The sequence below is a fragment of the Streptomyces sp. NPDC001832 genome (genome assembly GCF_040297265.1).
Classification (GTDB): Bacteria; Actinomycetota; Actinomycetes; order Streptomycetales; family Streptomycetaceae; genus Streptomyces.
Window position 1 is genome coordinate 86,751 of record NZ_JBEOYU010000021.1, and the last position, 18,457, is coordinate 105,207.

Consider the following 18,457-nt stretch of genomic DNA (forward strand, 5'->3'; position numbering starts at 1 on the left):
GGCTCACACCTCAGGGGACCCCGTCTCCTTGAGCTCGCCGTCGGCCAGCCGCAGCCACCGGTTCACGCCGATCTCGCGCAGGAAGGGCTCGTCGTGGCTGACGATCACGAAGGCCCCCTGGTAGGAGTTCAGGGCGCTCTCCAACTGGGCTGCGCTGACCAGGTCGAGGTTGTTCGTCGGCTCGTCCAGGAGCAGCAGGTGCGGAGCCGGTTCCGCGCACAGGACACAGGCCAGGGTGGCGCGCAGCCGCTCGCCTCCGGAGAGCACCCCGACGGGCAGATGTGCGCGAGGCCCCCGGAAGAGGAAGCGGGCGAGCAGGTTCATCCGCTCGGCCTCCGGCCGCTGTGGGGCATAGTCGGCGAAGTTCTCGGCGACCGTATGGTCCAGGTCCAGCAGGTCGAGGCGCTGCGAGAGGTAGGCGATGCGGCCGTCGGCCCGCTTGATCTCGCCGCTCCGGGGTGTCAGGTCGCCGCCCAGCAGACGCAGCAGCGTGCTCTTGCCGGCACCGTTGGGACCGGTCAGCGCGATGCGTTCCGGCCCCCGGATGGTCAGGTCGACGCCCTGGCCGGCGAACACGTCCTTGTCGCCGAGGCGGACGCGGAGCTGCTCGCCGAGGAACAGGTTGCGTCCGGCGGGCACGTTGGTGTCCGGCAGGTCCAGCGTGATGCGCTGCTCCTCGCGCAGCGCACGTCCGGCCTCGTCCAGCCGGGCCTTCGCCTCGCTGACCCGGCCGGCGTGCACCTGGCCCGCCCGGCCCGCGGACTCCTGCGCGCCTCGCTTCATGTTGCCGGCGAAGATGCGGGGCAGCCCGGCGTTCTTCAGGTTGCGGGCGGCGTTGCTCTGCCGGCGTTCGGCGCGCTCGCGGGCCTGCTGCATCTCCCGCTTCTCCCGCTTGAGCTCTTGCTCGGCGTTGCGGACGTTCTTCTCGGCGACGTCCTGCTCGGCCCGCACCGCCTCCTCGTACTCGGTGAAGTTGCCGCCGTAGAAGCGCAGTTCGCCGCGGTCGAGTTCGGCGATGCGTTCCATGCGGTCGAGCAGGGCGCGGTCGTGGCTGACCAGGAGCAGGCAGCCGTTGAATTCCTCCAGCACGTCGTAGAGCTTGTGCCGGGCGTCGAGGTCGAGGTTGTTGGTGGGCTCGTCCAGCAGCAGCACGTCGGGCCGCTTCAGCAACTGGGCAGCAAAACCGAGGGAGATGACCTGGCCGCCACTGAGGGTACTCAGGCTGCGATCCAGGGTGAGGTCGGCCAGGCCGAGGCGGTCGAGTTGGGCACGGGTGCGCTCCTCGATGTCCCAGTCGTCGCCGATAGTGGTGAAGTGCTTCTCGTCGACGTCCCCGGACTCCACGGCGTCGATGGCCTGGATGATGGCAGCGACGCCCAGCACCTCGGCGACCGTGAGGTCGCCGGTCAGGGGAAGGCTCTGCGGGAGGTAGCCGAGGGTGCCGGCCGCGGAGACCGACCCGGTGCCGGGCCGCAGTTCACCGGCGATGAGCTTGAGCAGCGTGCTCTTGCCGGTGCCGTTGGGTGCGACGAGGCCGGTGCGGCCGGAGCCGACGGTGAAGGACAGGTCCTGGAAGACGGGAGTGTCGTCGGGCCAGGTGAAGGACAGGTTCGAGCAGACGATGGAGGCGTCGGACATGGAGGTGACCTCGTGGGAGGGGGCATGGAAGACACTTCTGCCCCGGCAGCAGACAGGGGGAAAGAGGGGACGACAGCGAGGCCACGTCGGCGGCGCTTCCACGCGCCGGGCCGGTGGCCTGTCGGGTCCGGGTATCACCCGGAGATGTCGTCGTCCACCACCATGTCTGGGCTCCTCAACAAACGATCAACGTCTTTACCAGAGTAACAGAAGGGGTGCGGGATCTTCCGGTCGGCCTTATGAACAACCGGCCTCATGAACAACCGGTCTTATGAACAACTGGGCTGGTTGGCTGGTTCACCCGGAGATCACCTGGGCTGCGCACCATCGACTGGTGCGATGCGAGACGGGCGGGAGCGCCGGGCGGCCGCCGTTCACTCGCTGAACCGTCCGAACCTCCCTCGGTGGAACAGCAGTGGACCGGTCCCGCCCGCCGCCCCCAGTGCCTCCACCCGGCCGACGACGATCAGATGGTCGCCCCCGGTGTGGACGGCCTGGATGCGGCAGTCGACCCAGGCCGGTACGGAGTCCAGCAGCGGCGACCCGGTCGCCGGAGCCGCCTCGTACGACACCCCCGCGAACTTGTCGCCCCCGCTCACCGCGAAGCTACGGCACAGAGCACCCTGGTCCGCGCCCAGGATGTTGACGCAGAAGGCCCCGGCGCGGGCGATGCGAGGCCAGGTCGTCGACGTACGGGCGACCATGAACGTGACCAGCGGCGGGTCCAGGGAGAGCGAGGCGAACGACTGGCAGGCGAAGCCCGCCGGTCCTTCCGCTTCGTCCGGGTCGTGTGCGGTGACGATGGTGACGCCGCTGGCGAAGTGCCCCAGCACGCGGCGGAATTCGGACGCTTCGACGGGCGGTCGCTCGTCGACAGCGACGGCCCGCAGATCCGGGCGCGGCAGCGGATCGACCGGTGCCGGCTCTGCGGTGGTGGAGGCGTCTACGGACCTGAGGTACCGGACGGCGGTGGCGGCCATGCCTGCGTGTCCCATCACGCCTTTCATTGAAACTGACGGCGCGTCAGATAGGAAGGGTGAGGGCGGGAGTTCCGGGCGCGAAGGGGTTGCGGCGCGGCGCTGGAGGTCGGGAAGTTTCGCTGCACAGGGTGGGGGACGTGGTCCTACGAGCCCGGTGATACCACCACGTGGCAGCAGCGCGTGCGGCTCGACATCGAGGGCTGATCCTTCGGCGGCGACTTTGACAGCTGGCGGATCAGTGGCACGCAGGACCGGCCCGAACTCAACCGGGAGTACGGCGACCCGGACTCACCGGACTGGTACACGCTCAGCCGGTGACCAGCCCGGCACTGAGCCGGGGCCGGGGCGAGTGCGGGGTCGGCTCCCGGCGGCGTACGTCACGAAGTCGGTCCAGGCCGTGGGCGATACGGCGAACTGGGGACCCTGTACTTTCTTCGAGTCACGGACGTGGATCGAGCCGGGAGCGGTTGCGACCTCGACGCAGTCGTTGGGGTTGCTGCTGTCGCTGTAGGTGCTCTTGAACCACGCCAGCTCGGAGTCGTCCTCGGTAGAGGGCTTGCGAATCATGTTTCTCCCAGCGCTCGCTCGATGAAGGCCAGCGACTCCCGTGCGCTGAGAGCCTCCGCCCGGATGATGCCATAGCGGAGTTCAAGGATCCGTAGCTGTCTCGGACTGGAGACGGGACGACCGCCGAACTCGTCGTCGGAGCGCCCGACCGCCGCGCCGTCCTCGAACTTCAGCATCTGGATCCGGCCGCCTGTCCCAGGGTGGTCCCAATGGGCGGTCGGCATCACCTGAATTTCGACGTTGCGCAACTTCCCCAACTCCAGCAGGTGTTCCAGCTGCCTCCGCAGCACCATCTTGCCTCCAATGGGGCGGCTGAGCGTCGCCTCTTCCTGGACAAAGCTCAGTTCGGGGGCCGGTGAGCGGTCGAAGATGGAATGCCTGGCCATGCGGCCTGCCACACCACGCTCCACTTCATCATCCGACAGTGCAGGACGCCTCGTCCTCAGCAGTGCCCGGGCATGCTCTTCCGTCTGCAGGAGACCGTGCAGGTTGTGGTCGCCGTACGACAACAACTCGACCGCCCGCGCCTCCATCCGCGCCAGATCCCGAATCTTCTTCGGGTATCGGACCTCCGCCACGTCCTTCTTCATCGTGGCGATCAGCCCACCGGCTCCCAGAACCTCGTCCGCCCTGTCCAGATATTCCGGGCGCGGAATCCGCTTCCCCGCCTCCACCTTGTAGACCTGGTCCTCCCCGTACCCGATCGCCAGACCGAACTCGGCGGCCCGCATGTCGGCCGCCTCCCGGCGCAGCCTCAGCTGCCGCCCCACAGTGGCGACAACCGCTGCGCCCGACTCGTCATCGGGGTCGACCTCCCAGCCGGGCTCGTCCGCCTCGGGCCGCTCCGTACCGTCTGTGTCCATCTGCATTCGCGCCACCTCCGACGTGCCGTCACATCTCGGCGCCCCCTACTCGTGCGCCCCCTCCGGACAGCCCGGACAGCTCCGGACAAGCGCCGGACAGTCACCGTACGCAACCGTCTGGTCACTGTCAGCGTAGGCGCACCCTGGCCACGCTGAGTGACGTGAGCCAAGAAATCACCCGAACCGAACGTTCCGCTCTGATCCGGCAGTTCACCGTTCTGCTGTCCTCCACGCGATGGGGAGCCAGGCTTGCCCGGCTGCTCACCACCGCGCACCTGGGCGAGTGGGGGCTGCCCTCGGAGTCGGCCGCGCAGATCGTTGCCGAACTGGCCGCCAACGCCCTGGTCCACGGCCGCGTGCGAGGCAGGGACTTCCGACTGGATCTCGCGGTCCACGGCGGCGGTACCGGTGTCGGCGCGGTCCTGCGGATCGAAGTGAGCGACGCACGTGGCGAGCACCTTCCGCCCGGTCCGGGCGGCATGGCCGTCCCGGGTGACGACTGCGAGTCAGGGCGCGGTCTGCTGATCGTCGAGGCGCTCGCCGACCGTTGGGGCGTCAGCCCCGGTCCCGTACCCCGCAAGACGGTCTGGGCCGAGCTCGACCTCGTACCGTGACCGCCGCCGGGTCGCGGATTTGCGTGATCCGGTGGTCCGCGACGGGCTCCGCACGACATCAAAAGCCTTGAAGGATTTGGGAAATGACCCTTCCCAACCCCACCTTGCCTGCCGTCACCCACATGGGTGAGATTGGCCAACTCGATGGATTTCGGGCTGGTTGGCTGGCATATGCTCGCCGCTGCAAACAGCCCCAGACATGCGTCGGCCCCCGGCCGGGACTCGCAATCCCGATCGAGGGCCTGACCACCGAGGAAGTTCGGAGCTTCCCGATGGATACCCAGCAGACTAGCGCGTCCTCGCGCGCATTGTCCCGTGTACGCGGGGACGCCACGCCGTCGTCCGCTGTTGTGCACGACAACTCCCGGCACACCAGCCGATTCACGGTCGTGGGCAACCACCTCACCCAGCACTGCGAGCTCTCCCTCACCGTGATCACCGGACTCGCCACGCACCGCCCTGACCAGCGACCTCCCGCCCGAAGGAGTGGGTCGCCCTGCCGGTCTCCTTGCCCACCGACTGGCCACCCGGCTTCCGCCACCGCCCCCGTTCCGGACCCCGGCCGATCCCGCTGCAGAACTGCGAGGGCTACGACCGGGCATTCCGCGCGGCAGAGCCAGCGGAATGCCCCGACTGCCGAACCGACCAATTCCCTCCGACAGCTCAACAACTCTAGGAAATTCACATGGTCAGCTCGTCCCACGAGGCGATGCATCGCATTTTCCAGGAGTACCCGGGATTGTTCTCCCGCGTCTCCGAGGTGTTGGGGGTCGCGATCGGCCCACCTGCCTCAGCGACCGTCATGCCCACCGATCTCACGGAGAACCGGCCTCTCGAACGCCGTGTCGACACCTTGTTACGCATCGACATGGAGGACGACCAGTCCTACCTCCTGGCGATCGAGGCCCAGGGCAAGAAGGATCCGGAGAAACCCGCCAGCTGGATGTACTACCTGTCCTACCTCCAGGCGAAGTACAAGCTGCAGCCCATGCTGCTGGTCGTCTGCCAGGATTGGGCCACCGCCGAATGGGCCGCACGCCCGTTCACCGTGGGCCACCCGCAATCGCCCGTGCTCACCCTGCAAGCTCTCGTCGCGGGCCCGCACAACATGCCGGTGATCACGGATGTGGCCGAGGCCCGGAAGGACCTGGCACTGGCCACGCTGGCGGCAATCACACATGCTGGCGGTCCGGACATCGGTGCCATACTGAAAACGCTGTCGACCACTCTGCGTGACGTACCGGAAACCATCGCCGACCCGATCGTCGAACTCATCGCACAGGGCCTGGGCAACCGCCCGGCCGCAGAACAGTGGAGGAACCTGGTGGCCGTGGACCTTTCTTTCTACAAGTCTTCCCTCTCGGAAGAGCTCCGGGACGAGGGCCGCGCGGAGGGTATCGCGCGGGGCATCCTGCTCCTCCTGGCCCAGGCCGACATCGAGGTGTCCGATGAGGCCCGCGAACGCATCACGGGGTGCGCTGACGTTGACACCCTGAGCCGTTGGCTGCTGCGCGCGCCCGCGGCCACGTCAGTCGAGGACATTTTCGCCGGGAAGTAGGCAAGCAGCGGCCGGAACCTTGCCAGTAGCCCGCCGACCGGTGAGTCCTGGCCGCACAGACTGGAGGACCTTCTCCGTAGCGGTGGAGATGACGTGAGCACCTCCGGAGCCCTCACAGCCCCCGGTATTTCGGCGTGCGCCGCTCAACGAAGCTCGCCACGCCCTCGTTGGCGTCCTGCGTCGTCATGTTGATCTCCTGCGCCATCGCCTCGGCCGTGAAGGCAGCCGCCCGGTCGGAGTCCAGCGATGCGTTCACCAACTGCTTGGTGAGGGCGATCGCACGGGTCGGGCCGTCGGCCAGCCGCTGGGCCCACGCGCGGGCCGCCGCTTCCAGCTCCTCGTCCGGGACCACGCGGTTGACCAGCCCCAGACGTTCCGCCGCCACCGCCGGGAGCGAGTCGCCGAAGAACATCAGCTCCTTGGCGCGCTGAGGGCCGATCAGGCGCGGCAGCAGATACGCGCCGCCGCCGTCCGGTACGAGGCCGCGGCGCGCGAAGACCTCGATGAACTTCGCCGACTCGGCGGCCAGCACGAGGTCGCAGGCGAACGCGAGGTGGGCGCCGATGCCGGCCGCCGTGCCATTGACGGCCGCGATGACCGGTTTCTCGCAGTCCAGGACTGCGGCGATCAGGCGCTGAGCGCCGAGCCGGATCGTACGGGCCACATCGCCCGGCACCCGGTCGCTCGTCGACGGGGCGCCGCGCAGGTCGGCGCCCGCGCAGAAGCCGCGACCGGTGGCGGTGAGGACGACGGCCCGGACCGCCGGGTCGGCGGAGGCCTCGGCGAGGAGCGCGATGACGCGTTCCCGCTGGTCCCAGGTGACGGCGTTCATTGCCTCGGGGCGGTTGAGTGTGATCCACGAGACGCCGTTGTCAGTGGCGTGGAGTATCAATGAATCGAGCGGGTCGGCCGACGCGGCGGACCCGGTGGACTCGTTCGTGTCTTCGGGGGAGGACGGCATGAGGCAGCTCCTGGGTAGGTGGCGTGGCGGTCGAGGCGGGCGGCGGGACCAGCGGATCGGTCGCCGGTCAGCGGCAGACGGCCAGCGCGTCCAGTGCCACCGCGCCCTGTCCCCGCTTCAGGACCATCAGCGGGTTGATGTCCAGCTCGGCGAGGTCGTCGCCCAGTTCCAGCGCCATTCGCTGCACCCGCAGGACGACTTCGACGAGCGCGTCCACATCCACCGGCGGACCTCCGCGTACGCCTTCCAGCAGGGCCCGGCCGCGCAGTTCGCCGAGCATCGACCGTGCCTGGTCTTCGCCGAACGGCGGTACGCGTACCGCCGCATCGTGCAGCACCTCGACCAGTACGCCGCCGAGCCCGACCGTCACCGTCGGCCCGAACAGCGCGTCGTGTGTGACACCGACCATCATTTCGACGCCCCGCTCGATCATCTGGCAGACCAGGATGCCGTCCAGCTCGATGCCTTCGTAGCGCGCGATGTCGGTCAGTTCGCGATACGCGTCCCGCACTTGGCTCGCGGAGGTGAGCCCCACCTTGACCAGGCCCAGCTCGGTCTTGTGGGCGAGGCGGGCACCCGACGCCTTCATGACGACCGGGTAGCCGACCTGTCCAGCCGCCCGGACGGACGCCGCGGCGCTGGTCACCAACTGCTCGCGCGGGACGCGGATTCCGTAGGCCCGCAGCAGCTGTTTCGCCGCGTGTTCGCTCAGTTGGTGGCCCGGGCGCATCAGTGCCTGCGCTTTGCGGAACGAGGGCGAAGGCGTGCGCGGCGCCTGGTCGAAGGGGGAGCGGTAGGCCGCGGCGAACCGGTGGTGGTCCAGATAGGCCTTCACGGCGGTGATGCAGTTGCCGAAGGTGCGGAAGGTGGCGACGCGGGACGAGCCGAGCAGCGTCGTGCGGTATGCGTCCTCCGTGCCCACGGGCGAGCCCCACACCACGCACACCAGCTTGTCCGTGGTCTCCGCCGCGTCCACCAGGTCCTGCGCGAGCCTGTCGCTCATCGGGGGGAAGGGGCCGGTGATCGGACAAATCAGTACCCCGACGGCGGGGTCTGCGAGGATCGCGTCGATGATCTTCCGGCCACGCCAGTCGCCGACCGGGTGGCCGCCGTTGTCGACCGGGTTCGCCACGTTCAGATAGCCGGGAATCCACTCGTGCAGCTCGCGCTGTTTCTCCTCGGACAGGGTGGGGAGCAGCAGCCCGGCGTCGGTCGCCAGGTCCGAGAAGTGCGCGCCCGTGCCGCCCGAGATCGAATAGACGACGACCCCGACGGCCTGCGGCCTTCGTGCTCGTGCCAGCAGGGCCGCGGTGTCCTGGAGTTCGTCGAGACCGTCCACCCGGATCACGCCGAACTGCCGCATCGCCGCGTCCACCACCTGGTCGGCTCCGGTCAGCTTGCCGGTGTGTGACGCGGCCATTTTGGCCCCCGTCTCCGTACGCCCGACCTTGACCGCCACTACCGGGACGCCGGCCCGCGCTGCCCGGTCCGCGGCCAGCAGAAAGGAGCGCCCGTCCTTGAGCCCCTCCACGTAACAGGCGATGGCGCCGACCTCGGGGCGCTGCGAGAAGTACGAGATGAAGTCGGCGGTCTCCAGATCCGCCTCGTTGCCCGTGGGGGCCCAGTGCGAGAGCCGTACGCCCAGCTCCTGAAGGGTGTAGACGGGGCGGCCCTGGTGACCGGACTGAGTGATCAGCGCGATGGCCGGCCCGTCCAGGTCGTCCCGGAACTTCTCGAAGGCGTTGAGGTTGGTGTTCGGTCCGAGCAGCCGCAGCCCGGAGCGCTCCACCGCCGCGGCCAGCCGCGCCTGGGCGGCGGCGCCCTCCTCGCCGGTCTCGGCAAACCCGGAGGCGAAGGCGACGGCGAACTTCACCTTGGCCTGGGAGAGTTCCTCGATCACCGGGAGCGGGTCGCCGACCAGCAGCACCGCGAGATCGACCTGCTCGGGCAGGTCCGCGACGGAAGGAGAACAGGCCCGCCCGAATACGGACTCCCGGCTGGGATGTACGGGGTGCAGCCGCGCCCCGACCCGCTCGGCCCAGTCGATCAGCTGTCGGGTGATCCCGGTATTGGGCCGCCCCTCGGTGTCGGACGCGCCGATGACGGCCACGGACTCGGGCCGGAAGAACCGGTCCAGATCCGGCACGGGCGCGTGCAGCGGGCGGCCGCTGACGTCGAGATCGCCCTCCGTGGCGGCGGCGGCCATGCTGTGGACGATGGCATACGGCTCTTCGCCGCAGGCCACCACCCTGGCGCGGAAGTCGGTGGTGAGGGTGCCGTGAGTCGATCCAAGCATCGTTCCGCCCACTCCTGCTCGAAGTCCGTCGGGTGATCGTGCTCGGCCAGCCCGAAGCTGACATACTGTCAGGTTACTGAACTGACGGCCCGTCAGGAATGGGTGTGCAGGCAAAGGCTCGGCGGACCGGCCGGACACCATCGCCGTACAGCCTCGGGGTGATCTTGAATGTCCAACCAGTAGGCCGGAGGTCCGGCCGCCGTTCGCCTTCGTCGGCTCACCCCTGGGGGAAACCACCCGACGCCACCGGCCGCGTCGTGCTGAACGGCGGCCCCGGGGGCACGGCCTTCCCGTTCGACCCGAAGCCCGGGAACAACACGGCGAGCCTCGTGGTGAACGCCATGCCCGAGGCGTAACAGACGCTCACGGGGCGGGGCGGGGTGCGGCCGGATTCTCCGGGCGCGCCCCGCGCGTGGAGCCCCGGCCGGTCAGCCGACGTGCGAGATCCGCTTGGCGATCTTCCGTGCGTCCAGGGCCATTTCGCGGAACATGCCGCTGATCGGGTTGGTGAACCCGGTGAAGTACAGGCCGGGCGCCTGCTTGGGCGTACGGCCGCCGTGCGCCACCGGCCGGCCCCGTGCGTCCAGTACGCCGAGGTGGCCGACCAGCCGCTCCAGGGCCCGGTGGTAGCCGGTCGCCGCGATCACCGCGTCCGGGGTGATCCGGTCCCCGTCGGCCAGCACCACCGCGTCCTCGTCGAACGACTCGACGGCCGCCACCGGCACCACCCGGCCGCGCTTCACGGCGTCGATCAGCCCTACGTCCTGCACCGGAATGGCGCCCTCCTTGGCCCGTGAGTACAGGCCGGTGTCCGGGCGGGGGAGCCCCTGGCTGGCTAGGTCGGGCACGGCTATCCGGGTCACCAGGCCCCCGGCCCGGTCGACCAGCCGGATCGGCAGCCTGCGTGCCAGGATGCCGTTCGCCTGGGCGGGCCAGCCGGCCGTCGAGCGGCGCACGATGTGCGGCACGGTGCGCACGGCGATCCGTACCCGGGATGCACCGCCCTCCACCAGGTCGACGGCGATCTCCGCGCCCGTGTTGCCGATGCCGACGACGAGGACGTCTCTGCCCGCGTACGGGGCCGGATTACGGTAGTCGGAGGCGTGCACGAGGATGCCGGTGAAGGTGTCGTGCCCGGACCAGTCGGGGATGCGCGGGGTGTGGTTGTAGCCGGTGGCGACCACGACGGCCCGGCCGGTCAGTATCCGGCCGCCGGTCGCGGTCAGCTGCCAGCCGGTTTTGTCCGGGGCCCGGTCGATCCGGGACACCTCGATGCCCGTCACCACTTCCAGCTCATGGTGTTCGACGTACTTCTCCAGATAGCGCACCACATCATCCCGGGCCACCCAGCGCCCGAACCGGCGCGGCATCGCGAGCCCCGGCAGCGCGGACCAGCGCCGGGTCGTGTGGAGGTGCAGCCGGTCGTAGTGGCGGCGCCAGGAGGCCCCCACGTTCCCGGACTTTTCCAGCACGACCGCCCGTATCCCCTGTTCGCGCAAGGCCGCGGCGGCGGCGAGACCGCCGGGGCCGCCGCCGATCACGTACACCGGCCGGCCCTCGGTGAGGCCGGTCGGGGCCGGGGCGGAACTACCGGCGGTCAGCACGCTGTCGGGCATGTTCCGGAGCGTAATCGCGCACTCACTTGATGGGTCTCGGTCAAGGCGGGAATCGATTGCGAATTGATCACGGGCGCGCGCCTCGTGAGTGCCTCTCTCGCGCATACCTCTTGCGGCAGCCTTCGCCATCAGGTGAACTGACATACCGTCAGATGCGGTTCCAGTGAGCGGGAGGCCCCATGCAGACGATCTGGCTCGGCGGCGCCGAGTGGCTCGCCGTCCTCCGCATAGGCCTCGGCCTGTGGTGGCTGGAGAGCTGGCGGCACAAGGACAAGAAGGGCTGGTTCGAGCGCGGTACGGGCATCGCCTGGGCCGCGGACGTGGCGGGCAAACACCGGTGGACGGCCGTGCGCACCGGATTCCAGCGGATCGTCGCCCCGCGCCCCAAGGTCATGGCCTACGTCGTCGTGTACGCCGAACTCGCCCTGGGGCTCGGCCTGATCGCCGGATTCCTCACCCCCGTCGCGCTGGCCGCAGGACTCCTCCTCAACCTCCTCTACCTCGTGCTGATGATCCACGACTGGGCCGAGCAGGGGCAGAACGCGATGATGGCGCTCATCTCGCTCGTCGCGCTGTTCGCGATGTCCTGGCAGACCTGGTCCCTCGACGAAGCGATCGGACTCTTCTTGTGACCGCGGCCGCCGTACGTTTCGACCTTCCCGAGCCCGACGCCTTCACCCGCCCCTACTGGGACGCCGCCGCCCAGGGGCAGTTGCTGCTGCGCCGCTGCCGCGCCTGTGGGCGCGCACACCACTACCCCCGCGAGTTCTGCCCGTACTGCTGGAGCGAGGACGTCACCTGGGAGCAGGCGAGCGGACACGCAACGCTCTATACCTGGTCCGTCGTCCACCGCAACGACCTGCCGCCGTTCGGCGCCCGCGTCCCGTACACCGCTGCCGTCGTCGACCTGGCCGAGGGGCCGCGGATGATGACGGAGATCGTGGGATGTGAGGAATCCGGCCTCGCCATCGGCATGGCGCTGCGGGTGGCCTTCCGGCGGGAAGAGGGGGAAGAGGCCGTTCCGGTCTTTCATCCCGGAGACTGTTGAGGTCCACGCATGGAGTGCATGTGCATGTGCCTCAGCGCGGCTCAGCGCGGCGCAGTGCAGCTCAGCGCGGCTCAGGGCTCGATTCTGCGCAGCTTGCGGCGTTCGCGGAAGTTCGGGTGGCGGACGACCACACCGCCCATGCCACAGGAGCCCGTCAGCCGGAGGAGCGGGGCGCCGGGCGCCCTCTCGTCCGTGGTCCTGTCCTTCAGGCCGCCGAGGCCGTGGTCCAGGTTGTCGGTGTGTACGATCCAGCCCTTCGGGATCACGATCTTCACCCCGCCCATTTCTCCGCGCACTTCCAGTTCGATATCGCGCAGCCGGCACTCGGTGCGGGTGAAGTCGATCCGGACGCCGCCGATGCCGCCCTGGGCGCGTAGCACCGGGGGCACCTTCCAGACGCCCGAGCGCGTCACGCCGTGCATGCCGCCCTTGAGGACCAGCGGCTCGCCCGTCGCCACCTCGATGGGGACCAGATCCTCGGTGAGGGGCGCCAGTTCGGCGTAGGTCTTGGCGGACAGTGCGAGCCCGAGCCGGGTGTCCAGCTCGTCCATATCGATGCGGCCCTCGGCCGCCGCCTCCCGCAACTGCTCGACCACCGCCTCGCGATCGGCATCCGAAGCGCGCATACGGTCGGCGGAACGGGAGGGCTCAGTCATGGAGGCGATGATACGGGCGGGTGCGACGCCGGGCCCCCTGTCATCGGCCCTCCCCGCGTCACAGCCCCGGCGCCCCCCACACCGGGAACCACCGGGCCAGATCCTTCTCCATCCGCAGGTCGTCCCCGAGTGCTGCGCGGACCTGCAACTCCAGCTGGTTGTCACGCCTCTCGGCGCCACCCGGCAACGGCGCGAACGGATAGAACGTGCCGCGCTTGTAAAGGTAGACCAGGGCCAGCGGACGGTCCCGCGCGTCCCGGAAGCCGATCAGGGAGCAGAGCAGCTGCGGCCCGAAGCCGCCGTCCTGGAGCAGGGTGTTGACCGCGTGCAGGTCGTTGACCAGGGTGGCAACGTCGTCGGGGGACTGGCGGGCGAGCAGCCAGGTGTAGCCGTACGTGTCCTGGCTGAACTCCACCGGAATGCCGCCCCGGGCGGTATCGGCGTCGAGCAGTTCGCGTACGTCCTGCTGGATGCGGGCGAAGGTGCCGCCCTCGACGCCTGCGAAGCAGACAGAGCCGAGGCCGGTGGGCGTGAACCCGGCGCCGGCCTGGAGAGTGAGGGCGGCGGAGGGCACGGCGAAGAGCTGGTCGAGGTCGGGACGGACCGGTTTGCTGCGGCCCAGGATGGCGTCGAGGAGACCCATGAACGTTCCTTACGGGCGGGCGAGGTCGGCGGAGATACGGGCCAGCTGGTCCAGGCGCTGTTCGAGGGTCGGGTGGGAGGAGAGCAGCCGGCTCAGGCTCTGCTCGGAGGAGAACGCGGGAACGAAGTAGAAGGCGTTGTACGGCTCCGCCTTCCGTAGGTCCTCGGTCGGGATGCGGGCCATCTGGCCGCTCACCTTCGTGAGGGCGGAGGCGAGCGCCGAAGGGCGGCCGGTGAGCAGGGCGGCGGTGCGGTCGGCGGAGAGCTCGCGGTAGCGCGAGAGCAGCCGGGTGAGCAGGAAGCTCAGGGCGTACACGACTGCACTGATCAGCGGGATCAGCATGACCGCGATGCCGATGGGGTCATTGCTCCGGTTGTTGCGGGAGAGGCCGCCCCACAGGGCGACACGGGTGACGATGCCGGCGAGCACGCCCAGGAAGGAGGCGATCGTCATGACGGCGACATCGCGGTGCGCGACGTGCGACATCTCGTGCGCGAGTACGCCCTCCAGTTCCCCTGGTTCCAGTCTGCGCAGCAGTCCGGTGGTGGCGCAGACGAGGGCGGTCTTCTCGCTGCGGCCGGTGGCGAAGGCGTTCGGCACATCGCTCTGGGCGATCGCCACCCGGGGCTTGGGCATGTTGGCCAGGGCGCAGATCCGGTCTACGGTGCCGTGCAGTTCCGGTGCCTGTTCGGGGGTGACCTCCCGCGCGCCCATGCTGAAGGCCGCGATGCGGTCGCTGAACCAGAACTGGGCGATGAAGAGTACGCCGGTGAAGATCAGAATGATCGGCCAGGCGCCGCGCAGTACCGCGAGCAGCACACCGACCAGCACCACGTACAGCAGACCGATCAGGAACATGGTGGTCACCATGCGTGTGGTCAGCCCGCGGTCGGGGGCGTAACGGGAACGTGTCCGGCTCATCGATGCCTCCAGTCCTCACCTGTCTCCCATAGTGCCCCTTTACGGTTGAATCTGAATAAACCGAACGTGAGTGCCCCGTCTCCAGGGCCGGTGGCCCGCGGGCGCTGCCCTATGGCCAGAGCAGTTCCCGCGTCCAGTCCGTGCCGTCCCGCCGGTAGCGCAGCCGTACGTGACGGCGCCGCGCGTCGCCCTGGAAGTACTCGACCTCCTGTGGCTCGACCACGTACCGCGTCCAGCTCGCGACCTCCGCGTCCGGCTCCGCCGACGCCCGTTCCCAGGCGGCGTCGGCGGTCCGGGCCAGCTCCTCCTGCGAGTCCAGTACCTTGCTCTGCGACCCGGTCAGCGCCGAGGCGAGCGCCCCGGTCGAGCGGGCGTGCAGATCGGCCAGGCTCTCCGCCCGGCTCGTCTCGGTGACCGGTCCCCGCACCCGCACCTGCCGTCCCTGCACCGGCCAGTAGAAGCCGAGCGCGGCGTGCGGGTGGGCGGCGAGCTGGCGGCCCTTCGCGCTGGTGCGGTGCGTGGCGAAGTGCCAGCCGCGCTCGTCCGCGTCGTGCAGCATCAGCGTCCGTACATCGGGGTGCCCCTCGGCGTCCACGGTCGCCAGCGACATCGTGTGCGGCTCGGTCTGCCCAGCCGCCACGGCCTCGGCGAACCAGGTGTGGAAGAGGGGGAGCGGGGCGGGGGGTGCGGTGGCCGGGTCGAAGGTCGGCAGGTCGACGTCCCAGACGCGCTGGGCGTGAAGGAGGTCACGGAAGGTTTTCTGCGCGTCACTCATGGCCCTATTGGACAGGACGTCCAGAGGGCCGCCCCCGGCGCACACCGCCGTTCCCTCACCCCCGCCCCAGCACCACCGTCCCCGACGAGCAGAACCAGCCGCCCGTCCCCGATGCCACCGCCAGCTCCGGGACCCGCCCGCCCGCCTTGCGCACCTGGCGCTCGCCCGCCTCGCCACGCAGCTGCCGTACCGCTTCCACCAGCAGGAACAGTCCGCGCATCCCGGGGTGGCAGGCGGACAGGCCGCCGCCGTCCGTGTTGACCGGCAGCTCACCCGTCAGGCCTGTCCGGCCCTTCTCCAGGAACGGGCCCCCCTCGCCCTTCGCGCAGAAACCCAGGTCCTCCAGCGTCACCAGCGTCATATAGGTGAACGCGTCGTAGATCTCGGCGAGATCGATGTCCGCGGGCCGCACCCCGGCCCGTTCGAACGCCAGGCGGCCGGAGACCGCTGCGGGGGAGACCGTGAAGTCGTTCCACTCGGACATGGCGGAGTGCGAGACGTGCTCACCCGTGCCGAGGATCCACACCGGATCCTTCGCCGTGTCCGGTACGTATTCCTCGGCGGCCAGCAGCACCGCGCAGCCGCCGTCGCTGCGGATGCAGCAGTGCAGCTTGGTGAACGGGTCCGCGATCATCGGTCCCGACAGCACGTCGTCCACGGTGACCGGGTCGCGGAACATCGCTTCCGGGTTGGCCGCCGCGTTCGCCCGCGCCCGGACCGCCACTTCGGCGAGCTGCTCCAGGGTTGTCCCGTACTCGTGCATATGGCGGCGGGCGGCCATCGCGTACTTGGCGATCAGCGAGTGTCCGTACGGCGCCTCGAACTGGAGCGGGCCGCGCGCCCCGAAGGAGAGGTTGGATGTCCGGCGGCCCGCCTTGATGTCCGCGCGGGCCGTCGACCCGTACACCAGCAGCACGGCATTGGCGTGACCCGCCGCGATGGCGTTCGCCGCATGGGCCGCCATCACCTCCCAGGTCGAGCCGCCGACCGCGGTGGAGTCCACCCAGGTGGGCTTCAGCCCCAGATACTCGGCGACCTCGACCGGGGCGAGCGTGCCCAGTCCGGCGGAGGCGAATCCGTCGACCACGGACCGGTCCAGCCCCGAATCGGCCAGTGCCCGGCGGGCGGCCTGGGCGTGCAGGGCGTACGGCGTGGCTTCGTCGACGCGTCCGCAGTCGGCGAGGGATATGCCGACGACAGCGACCTTGCGGTGGGAAGAAGGCATGGATCTGACGGTACATCAGATACGCGCCTGGAGAACCGCCCGGCGATACGGGATCTTCCCGGCCCCACTCGTGCGCGGCTCTGTGCATCTGCTGGATTCACCCCTAGCATGACGGACCGTCAGATCAGAGGCCGAAGGTCCCTGAGGGGAAGGAGCCCCGACGATGGATGCCGCCTTCACCGCGGAACAGGACGAGATCCGCCGCACCCTGCGCGAACTGCTGGCCAAACGCAGCGCACCCGACGACGTCAGGAGTGCCGTACGGACTGCCGACGGGTACGACGAGGCCCTGTGGCGACAGCTCGCCCAGGACCTCGGGCTGCCCGGCCTCGCCCTCCCGGAGGAGTACGGAGGCGTCGGCTGCGGCCTCACCGAGCTCGCCGTCGCCTGTGAGGAGACCGGCCGCGCCCTGCTGCCGTCGCCCCTGATCGCCACCGCCGCACTCGCCGCGCCCCTGATCGCCGCCCTCGGCACCGAGGCCCAGCGCACCGCCCTGCTGCCGCGCATAGCCGACGGTGGACTGACCGCGACCCTGGCTGTCCCCGGCGGCTCGCTCGCCACCGCAGTCGGCCTTACCGGTGACCCCACCGGCGGCGCCTGGGCGGGTGGTGGTCGGGCGGGCGGCATACAGGCCAGAGTGGTCGGCGGCGCGGAGGGCTGGCGGCTGTACGGGGAGGCCACGCAGGTCCTCGACGGGCACAGCGCGGGACTCCTCCTGGTCGCCGCCCACGCCGGCGGCTTCCCACGCAGCCGCACGCTCCTCTTCCTGGTCCGCCCGGACACGGCGGCCGGCATCGTCCGCACCCGCCGGACCTCGCTGGACGAGACCCGCCCGCTGGCCCGCATCGAACTCCGTGACACCGAGGCCGAACTCCTCGGCGCGGACGACACCGCGGACGCCACCGGCGCGCTCGCCCCGGCCGGACGCGTGGCTGGTGCACTGCTCGCCGCGCAGGCGGTGGGGGCGGCGGCGAGCGCACTGGAGCGGACCGTCGAATACGTCAAGGCACGCGAACAGTTCGGCCGGGCGATCGGCTCCTTCCAGGCCGTGAAGCACCGCCTCGCGGATCTGTACGTACAGGTGCAGGCGGCCCGCTCCGCCGCGTACTACGCGGCCTGGGACCCGGCGGCAGGGGGCCTCGCCCTCGCCCAGGCCCTGGAGGCGCTGCGCATCACCACGGCCGAGGCCGTCCAGTTGCACGGCGGGATCGGCTTCACCTGGGAACACGAGGCGCATCTGTACTTCAAGCGGGCCGCTGCCGACGAACTGCTCTTCGGCCCCGTCCACCGGCTCCGCGATCATGCCGCGCAGCAGGCCGGGCTGTTCGCACCGTCGAGCGGGCGGTCTTCCATGGCCTCGACATTCGCCGCCCCGGGACCGGCCGGGCAGGTGGCGGTTTGATGGCGACTGGCGCCCGGCTGATCCAGAAGATGTCCTCGACCAGCGCGTTCGCGAGGATCGCCCCGCATGTCATCCCCGCCATGGACCGTACGGTGCACCGGCTCACGCGCGGCAAGGTGCTGCTCAGCGCCCGGATGCTGCCGGGGCTGATCCTGACGGTGCCGGGCGCGAGGAGCGGGCAGCTCAGGACCACACCGCTGGCCTGTATGCCGGAGAGCGGGACGGAGCGGAGCTGGATCCTGGTCGGCAGCAACTTCGGCCGTACGGGGCACCCGGCCTGGACCGCGAATCTGCTGGCAGGGCCCGGAAAGGCCGTCGTCAACTGGAAGGGCCGGGACATTCCGGTGCGCGCCACGCTGCTGCAGGGCGCGGAACGGGATGCGGTGTGGCAGGCGGCGCTGAAGTTCTGGCCGCCCTACGCGACGTACCAGGCGCGGGTCGAGCGGGAGATCCGGCTCTTCAGGCTGGAACGGCGGAGTGACGCCGCGACCTGACAAGGCCGGACGCGGAAGCGGTGCGCGGAGACCGCGGGTTTCGGGGTTGCGCGAAAACTGTGGGCGGGACCGGCCGCTGGAGCGACCGGGTGCACCGACGGGGGGGCCCCCCCGCCGGGGGGGGCCGCGGGGGGTCGAGGCCAGGGGGCTGGAAATAGCACAACAAAAAAACACAAAAAAAAACAACAAAAAGGGTTTGG

Annotated in this window: 17 protein-coding genes and 1 pseudogene; 6 read left to right on the forward strand and 12 right to left on the reverse strand. The window is 69.9% G+C overall.

All coding sequences use genetic code 11. The features are described 5' to 3' along the window. Positions 1–3: 3 nt before the first annotated feature. From abc-f to ABT115_RS18450, 4 genes and pseudogenes are all read right to left on the reverse strand, one after another. The gene (gene abc-f / locus ABT115_RS18435; protein ID WP_351790572.1) at positions 4–1,638 is read right to left on the reverse strand and encodes a ribosomal protection-like ABC-F family protein; all 1,635 of its coding nucleotides are present in this window, start codon (positions 1,636–1,638) and stop codon (positions 4–6) included. Positions 1,639–2,012: 374 nt separating this feature from the next. Next, positions 2,013–2,618, reverse strand: a complete 606-nt coding sequence (locus ABT115_RS18440) for a flavin reductase family protein (RefSeq protein ID WP_351790644.1) — start codon at positions 2,616–2,618, stop codon at positions 2,013–2,015. A gap of 363 nt (positions 2,619–2,981) precedes the next feature. Continuing rightward, positions 2,982–3,185, reverse strand: a pseudogene (locus ABT115_RS18445) (DUF397 domain-containing protein); the annotation flags it as partial. Continuing rightward, positions 3,182–4,054 (reverse strand): helix-turn-helix domain-containing protein, encoded by an 873-nt coding sequence (locus ABT115_RS18450; protein WP_351790575.1) that lies wholly within the window; start codon positions 4,052–4,054, stop codon positions 3,182–3,184. The gene ABT115_RS18450 and the pseudogene ABT115_RS18445, both read right to left, overlap by 4 nt. 155 nt (positions 4,055–4,209) lie before the next feature. On the opposite strand from ABT115_RS18450, the gene ABT115_RS18455 reads away from it, so the two are divergent. After that, positions 4,210–4,662, forward strand: coding sequence for an ATP-binding protein (locus tag ABT115_RS18455; protein WP_351790578.1), 453 nt, complete (start codon positions 4,210–4,212; stop codon positions 4,660–4,662). A 685-nt stretch (positions 4,663–5,347) separates the two neighbouring features. Then, positions 5,348–6,220 carry a hypothetical protein gene (locus tag ABT115_RS18465; protein WP_351790581.1) on the forward strand — a complete coding sequence of 291 codons (873 nt, stop codon included), beginning with the start codon at positions 5,348–5,350 and terminating at the stop codon, positions 6,218–6,220. Between the two features lie 112 nt (positions 6,221–6,332). On the opposite strand, the gene ABT115_RS18470 is transcribed toward ABT115_RS18465, so the two are convergent. From ABT115_RS18470 to ABT115_RS18480, 3 genes are all read right to left on the reverse strand, one after another. After that, positions 6,333–7,181: an enoyl-CoA hydratase/isomerase family protein gene (locus ABT115_RS18470; RefSeq protein ID WP_351790584.1), complete on the reverse strand. Its 849-nt coding sequence runs from the start codon at positions 7,179–7,181 to the stop codon at positions 6,333–6,335. Positions 7,182–7,248: 67 nt separating this feature from the next. Next, positions 7,249–9,477, reverse strand: coding sequence for an acetate--CoA ligase family protein (locus ABT115_RS18475; RefSeq protein ID WP_351790587.1), 2,229 nt, complete (start codon positions 9,475–9,477; stop codon positions 7,249–7,251). Between the two features lie 428 nt (positions 9,478–9,905). Further along, positions 9,906–11,093 carry a flavin-containing monooxygenase gene (locus tag ABT115_RS18480; protein ID WP_351790590.1) on the reverse strand — a complete coding sequence of 396 codons (1,188 nt, stop codon included), beginning with the start codon at positions 11,091–11,093 and terminating at the stop codon, positions 9,906–9,908. A gap of 179 nt (positions 11,094–11,272) precedes the next feature. Here ABT115_RS18480 and ABT115_RS18485 point away from each other — a divergent pair, with 179 nt between their 5' ends. Together ABT115_RS18485 and ABT115_RS18490 are read left to right on the forward strand one after the other, a co-directional pair. Continuing rightward, positions 11,273–11,725: a DoxX family membrane protein gene (locus ABT115_RS18485; RefSeq protein ID WP_351790593.1), complete on the forward strand. Its 453-nt coding sequence runs from the start codon at positions 11,273–11,275 to the stop codon at positions 11,723–11,725. Then, positions 11,722–12,141 carry a Zn-ribbon domain-containing OB-fold protein gene (locus ABT115_RS18490; protein WP_351790595.1) on the forward strand — a complete coding sequence of 140 codons (420 nt, stop codon included), beginning with the start codon at positions 11,722–11,724 and terminating at the stop codon, positions 12,139–12,141. Before ABT115_RS18485 ends, ABT115_RS18490 begins: the two co-directional genes overlap by 4 nt. 71 nt (positions 12,142–12,212) lie before the next feature. Here ABT115_RS18490 and ABT115_RS18495 read toward each other — a convergent pair whose 3' ends face one another. The 5 genes from ABT115_RS18495 to ABT115_RS18515 form a co-directional block, all read right to left on the reverse strand. Next, positions 12,213–12,797: a DUF1707 SHOCT-like domain-containing protein gene (locus ABT115_RS18495; RefSeq protein ID WP_351790598.1), complete on the reverse strand. Its 585-nt coding sequence runs from the start codon at positions 12,795–12,797 to the stop codon at positions 12,213–12,215. 58 nt (positions 12,798–12,855) lie between these two features. Further along, positions 12,856–13,440: a PspA-associated protein PspAB gene (gene pspAB / locus ABT115_RS18500; protein WP_351790601.1), complete on the reverse strand. Its 585-nt coding sequence runs from the start codon at positions 13,438–13,440 to the stop codon at positions 12,856–12,858. Positions 13,441–13,449: 9 nt separating this feature from the next. Continuing rightward, positions 13,450–14,361, reverse strand: a complete 912-nt coding sequence (htpX, locus tag ABT115_RS18505; RefSeq protein WP_351790604.1) for a zinc metalloprotease HtpX — start codon at positions 14,359–14,361, stop codon at positions 13,450–13,452. Between the two features lie 109 nt (positions 14,362–14,470). Further along, positions 14,471–15,136, reverse strand: a complete 666-nt coding sequence (locus ABT115_RS18510) for a pyridoxine/pyridoxamine 5'-phosphate oxidase (RefSeq protein ID WP_351790607.1) — start codon at positions 15,134–15,136, stop codon at positions 14,471–14,473. A gap of 55 nt (positions 15,137–15,191) precedes the next feature. Further along, positions 15,192–16,361, reverse strand: coding sequence for a thiolase C-terminal domain-containing protein (locus ABT115_RS18515; RefSeq protein WP_351790610.1), 1,170 nt, complete (start codon positions 16,359–16,361; stop codon positions 15,192–15,194). Between the two features lie 163 nt (positions 16,362–16,524). On the opposite strand from ABT115_RS18515, the gene ABT115_RS18520 reads away from it, so the two are divergent. Further along, positions 16,525–17,763, forward strand: coding sequence for an acyl-CoA dehydrogenase family protein (locus ABT115_RS18520; protein ID WP_351790613.1), 1,239 nt, complete (start codon positions 16,525–16,527; stop codon positions 17,761–17,763). Then, complete coding sequence (locus ABT115_RS18525) at positions 17,763–18,257, forward strand: nitroreductase family deazaflavin-dependent oxidoreductase (RefSeq protein ID WP_351790616.1); 495 nt, start codon at positions 17,763–17,765, stop codon at positions 18,255–18,257. The genes ABT115_RS18520 and ABT115_RS18525 overlap by 1 nt, the downstream gene beginning before the upstream one ends. The last annotated feature ends 200 nt before the right edge of the window (positions 18,258–18,457 follow it).

Excerpts from the sequence above, each read along its gene's own strand:
- ABT115_RS18440 (WP_351790644.1), bottom strand. The coding sequence starts at position 2,618 with ATGGCCGCCACCGCCGTCCGGTACCTCAGGTCCGTAGACGCCTCCACC.
- ABT115_RS18510 (WP_351790607.1), bottom strand. The coding sequence starts at position 15,136 with ATGAGTGACGCGCAGAAAACCTTCCGTGACCTCCTTCACGCCCAGCGC.
- abc-f (WP_351790572.1), bottom strand. The coding sequence starts at position 1,638 with ATGTCCGACGCCTCCATCGTCTGCTCGAACCTGTCCTTCACCTGGCCC.
- ABT115_RS18480 (WP_351790590.1), bottom strand. The coding sequence starts at position 11,093 with ATGCCCGACAGCGTGCTGACCGCCGGTAGTTCCGCCCCGGCCCCGACC.
- ABT115_RS18495 (WP_351790598.1), bottom strand. The coding sequence starts at position 12,797 with ATGACTGAGCCCTCCCGTTCCGCCGACCGTATGCGCGCTTCGGATGCC.
- htpX (WP_351790604.1), bottom strand. The coding sequence starts at position 14,361 with ATGAGCCGGACACGTTCCCGTTACGCCCCCGACCGCGGGCTGACCACA.
- ABT115_RS18475 (WP_351790587.1), bottom strand. The coding sequence starts at position 9,477 with ATGCTTGGATCGACTCACGGCACCCTCACCACCGACTTCCGCGCCAGG.
- ABT115_RS18515 (WP_351790610.1), bottom strand. The coding sequence starts at position 16,361 with ATGCCTTCTTCCCACCGCAAGGTCGCTGTCGTCGGCATATCCCTCGCC.
- pspAB (WP_351790601.1), bottom strand. The coding sequence starts at position 13,440 with ATGGGTCTCCTCGACGCCATCCTGGGCCGCAGCAAACCGGTCCGTCCC.
- ABT115_RS18485 (WP_351790593.1), top strand. The coding sequence starts at position 11,273 with ATGCAGACGATCTGGCTCGGCGGCGCCGAGTGGCTCGCCGTCCTCCGC.
- ABT115_RS18470 (WP_351790584.1), bottom strand. The coding sequence starts at position 7,181 with ATGCCGTCCTCCCCCGAAGACACGAACGAGTCCACCGGGTCCGCCGCG.
- ABT115_RS18525 (WP_351790616.1), top strand. The coding sequence starts at position 17,763 with ATGGCGACTGGCGCCCGGCTGATCCAGAAGATGTCCTCGACCAGCGCG.
- ABT115_RS18465 (WP_351790581.1), top strand. The coding sequence starts at position 5,348 with ATGGTCAGCTCGTCCCACGAGGCGATGCATCGCATTTTCCAGGAGTAC.
- ABT115_RS18520 (WP_351790613.1), top strand. The coding sequence starts at position 16,525 with ATGGATGCCGCCTTCACCGCGGAACAGGACGAGATCCGCCGCACCCTG.
- ABT115_RS18450 (WP_351790575.1), bottom strand. The coding sequence starts at position 4,054 with ATGCAGATGGACACAGACGGTACGGAGCGGCCCGAGGCGGACGAGCCC.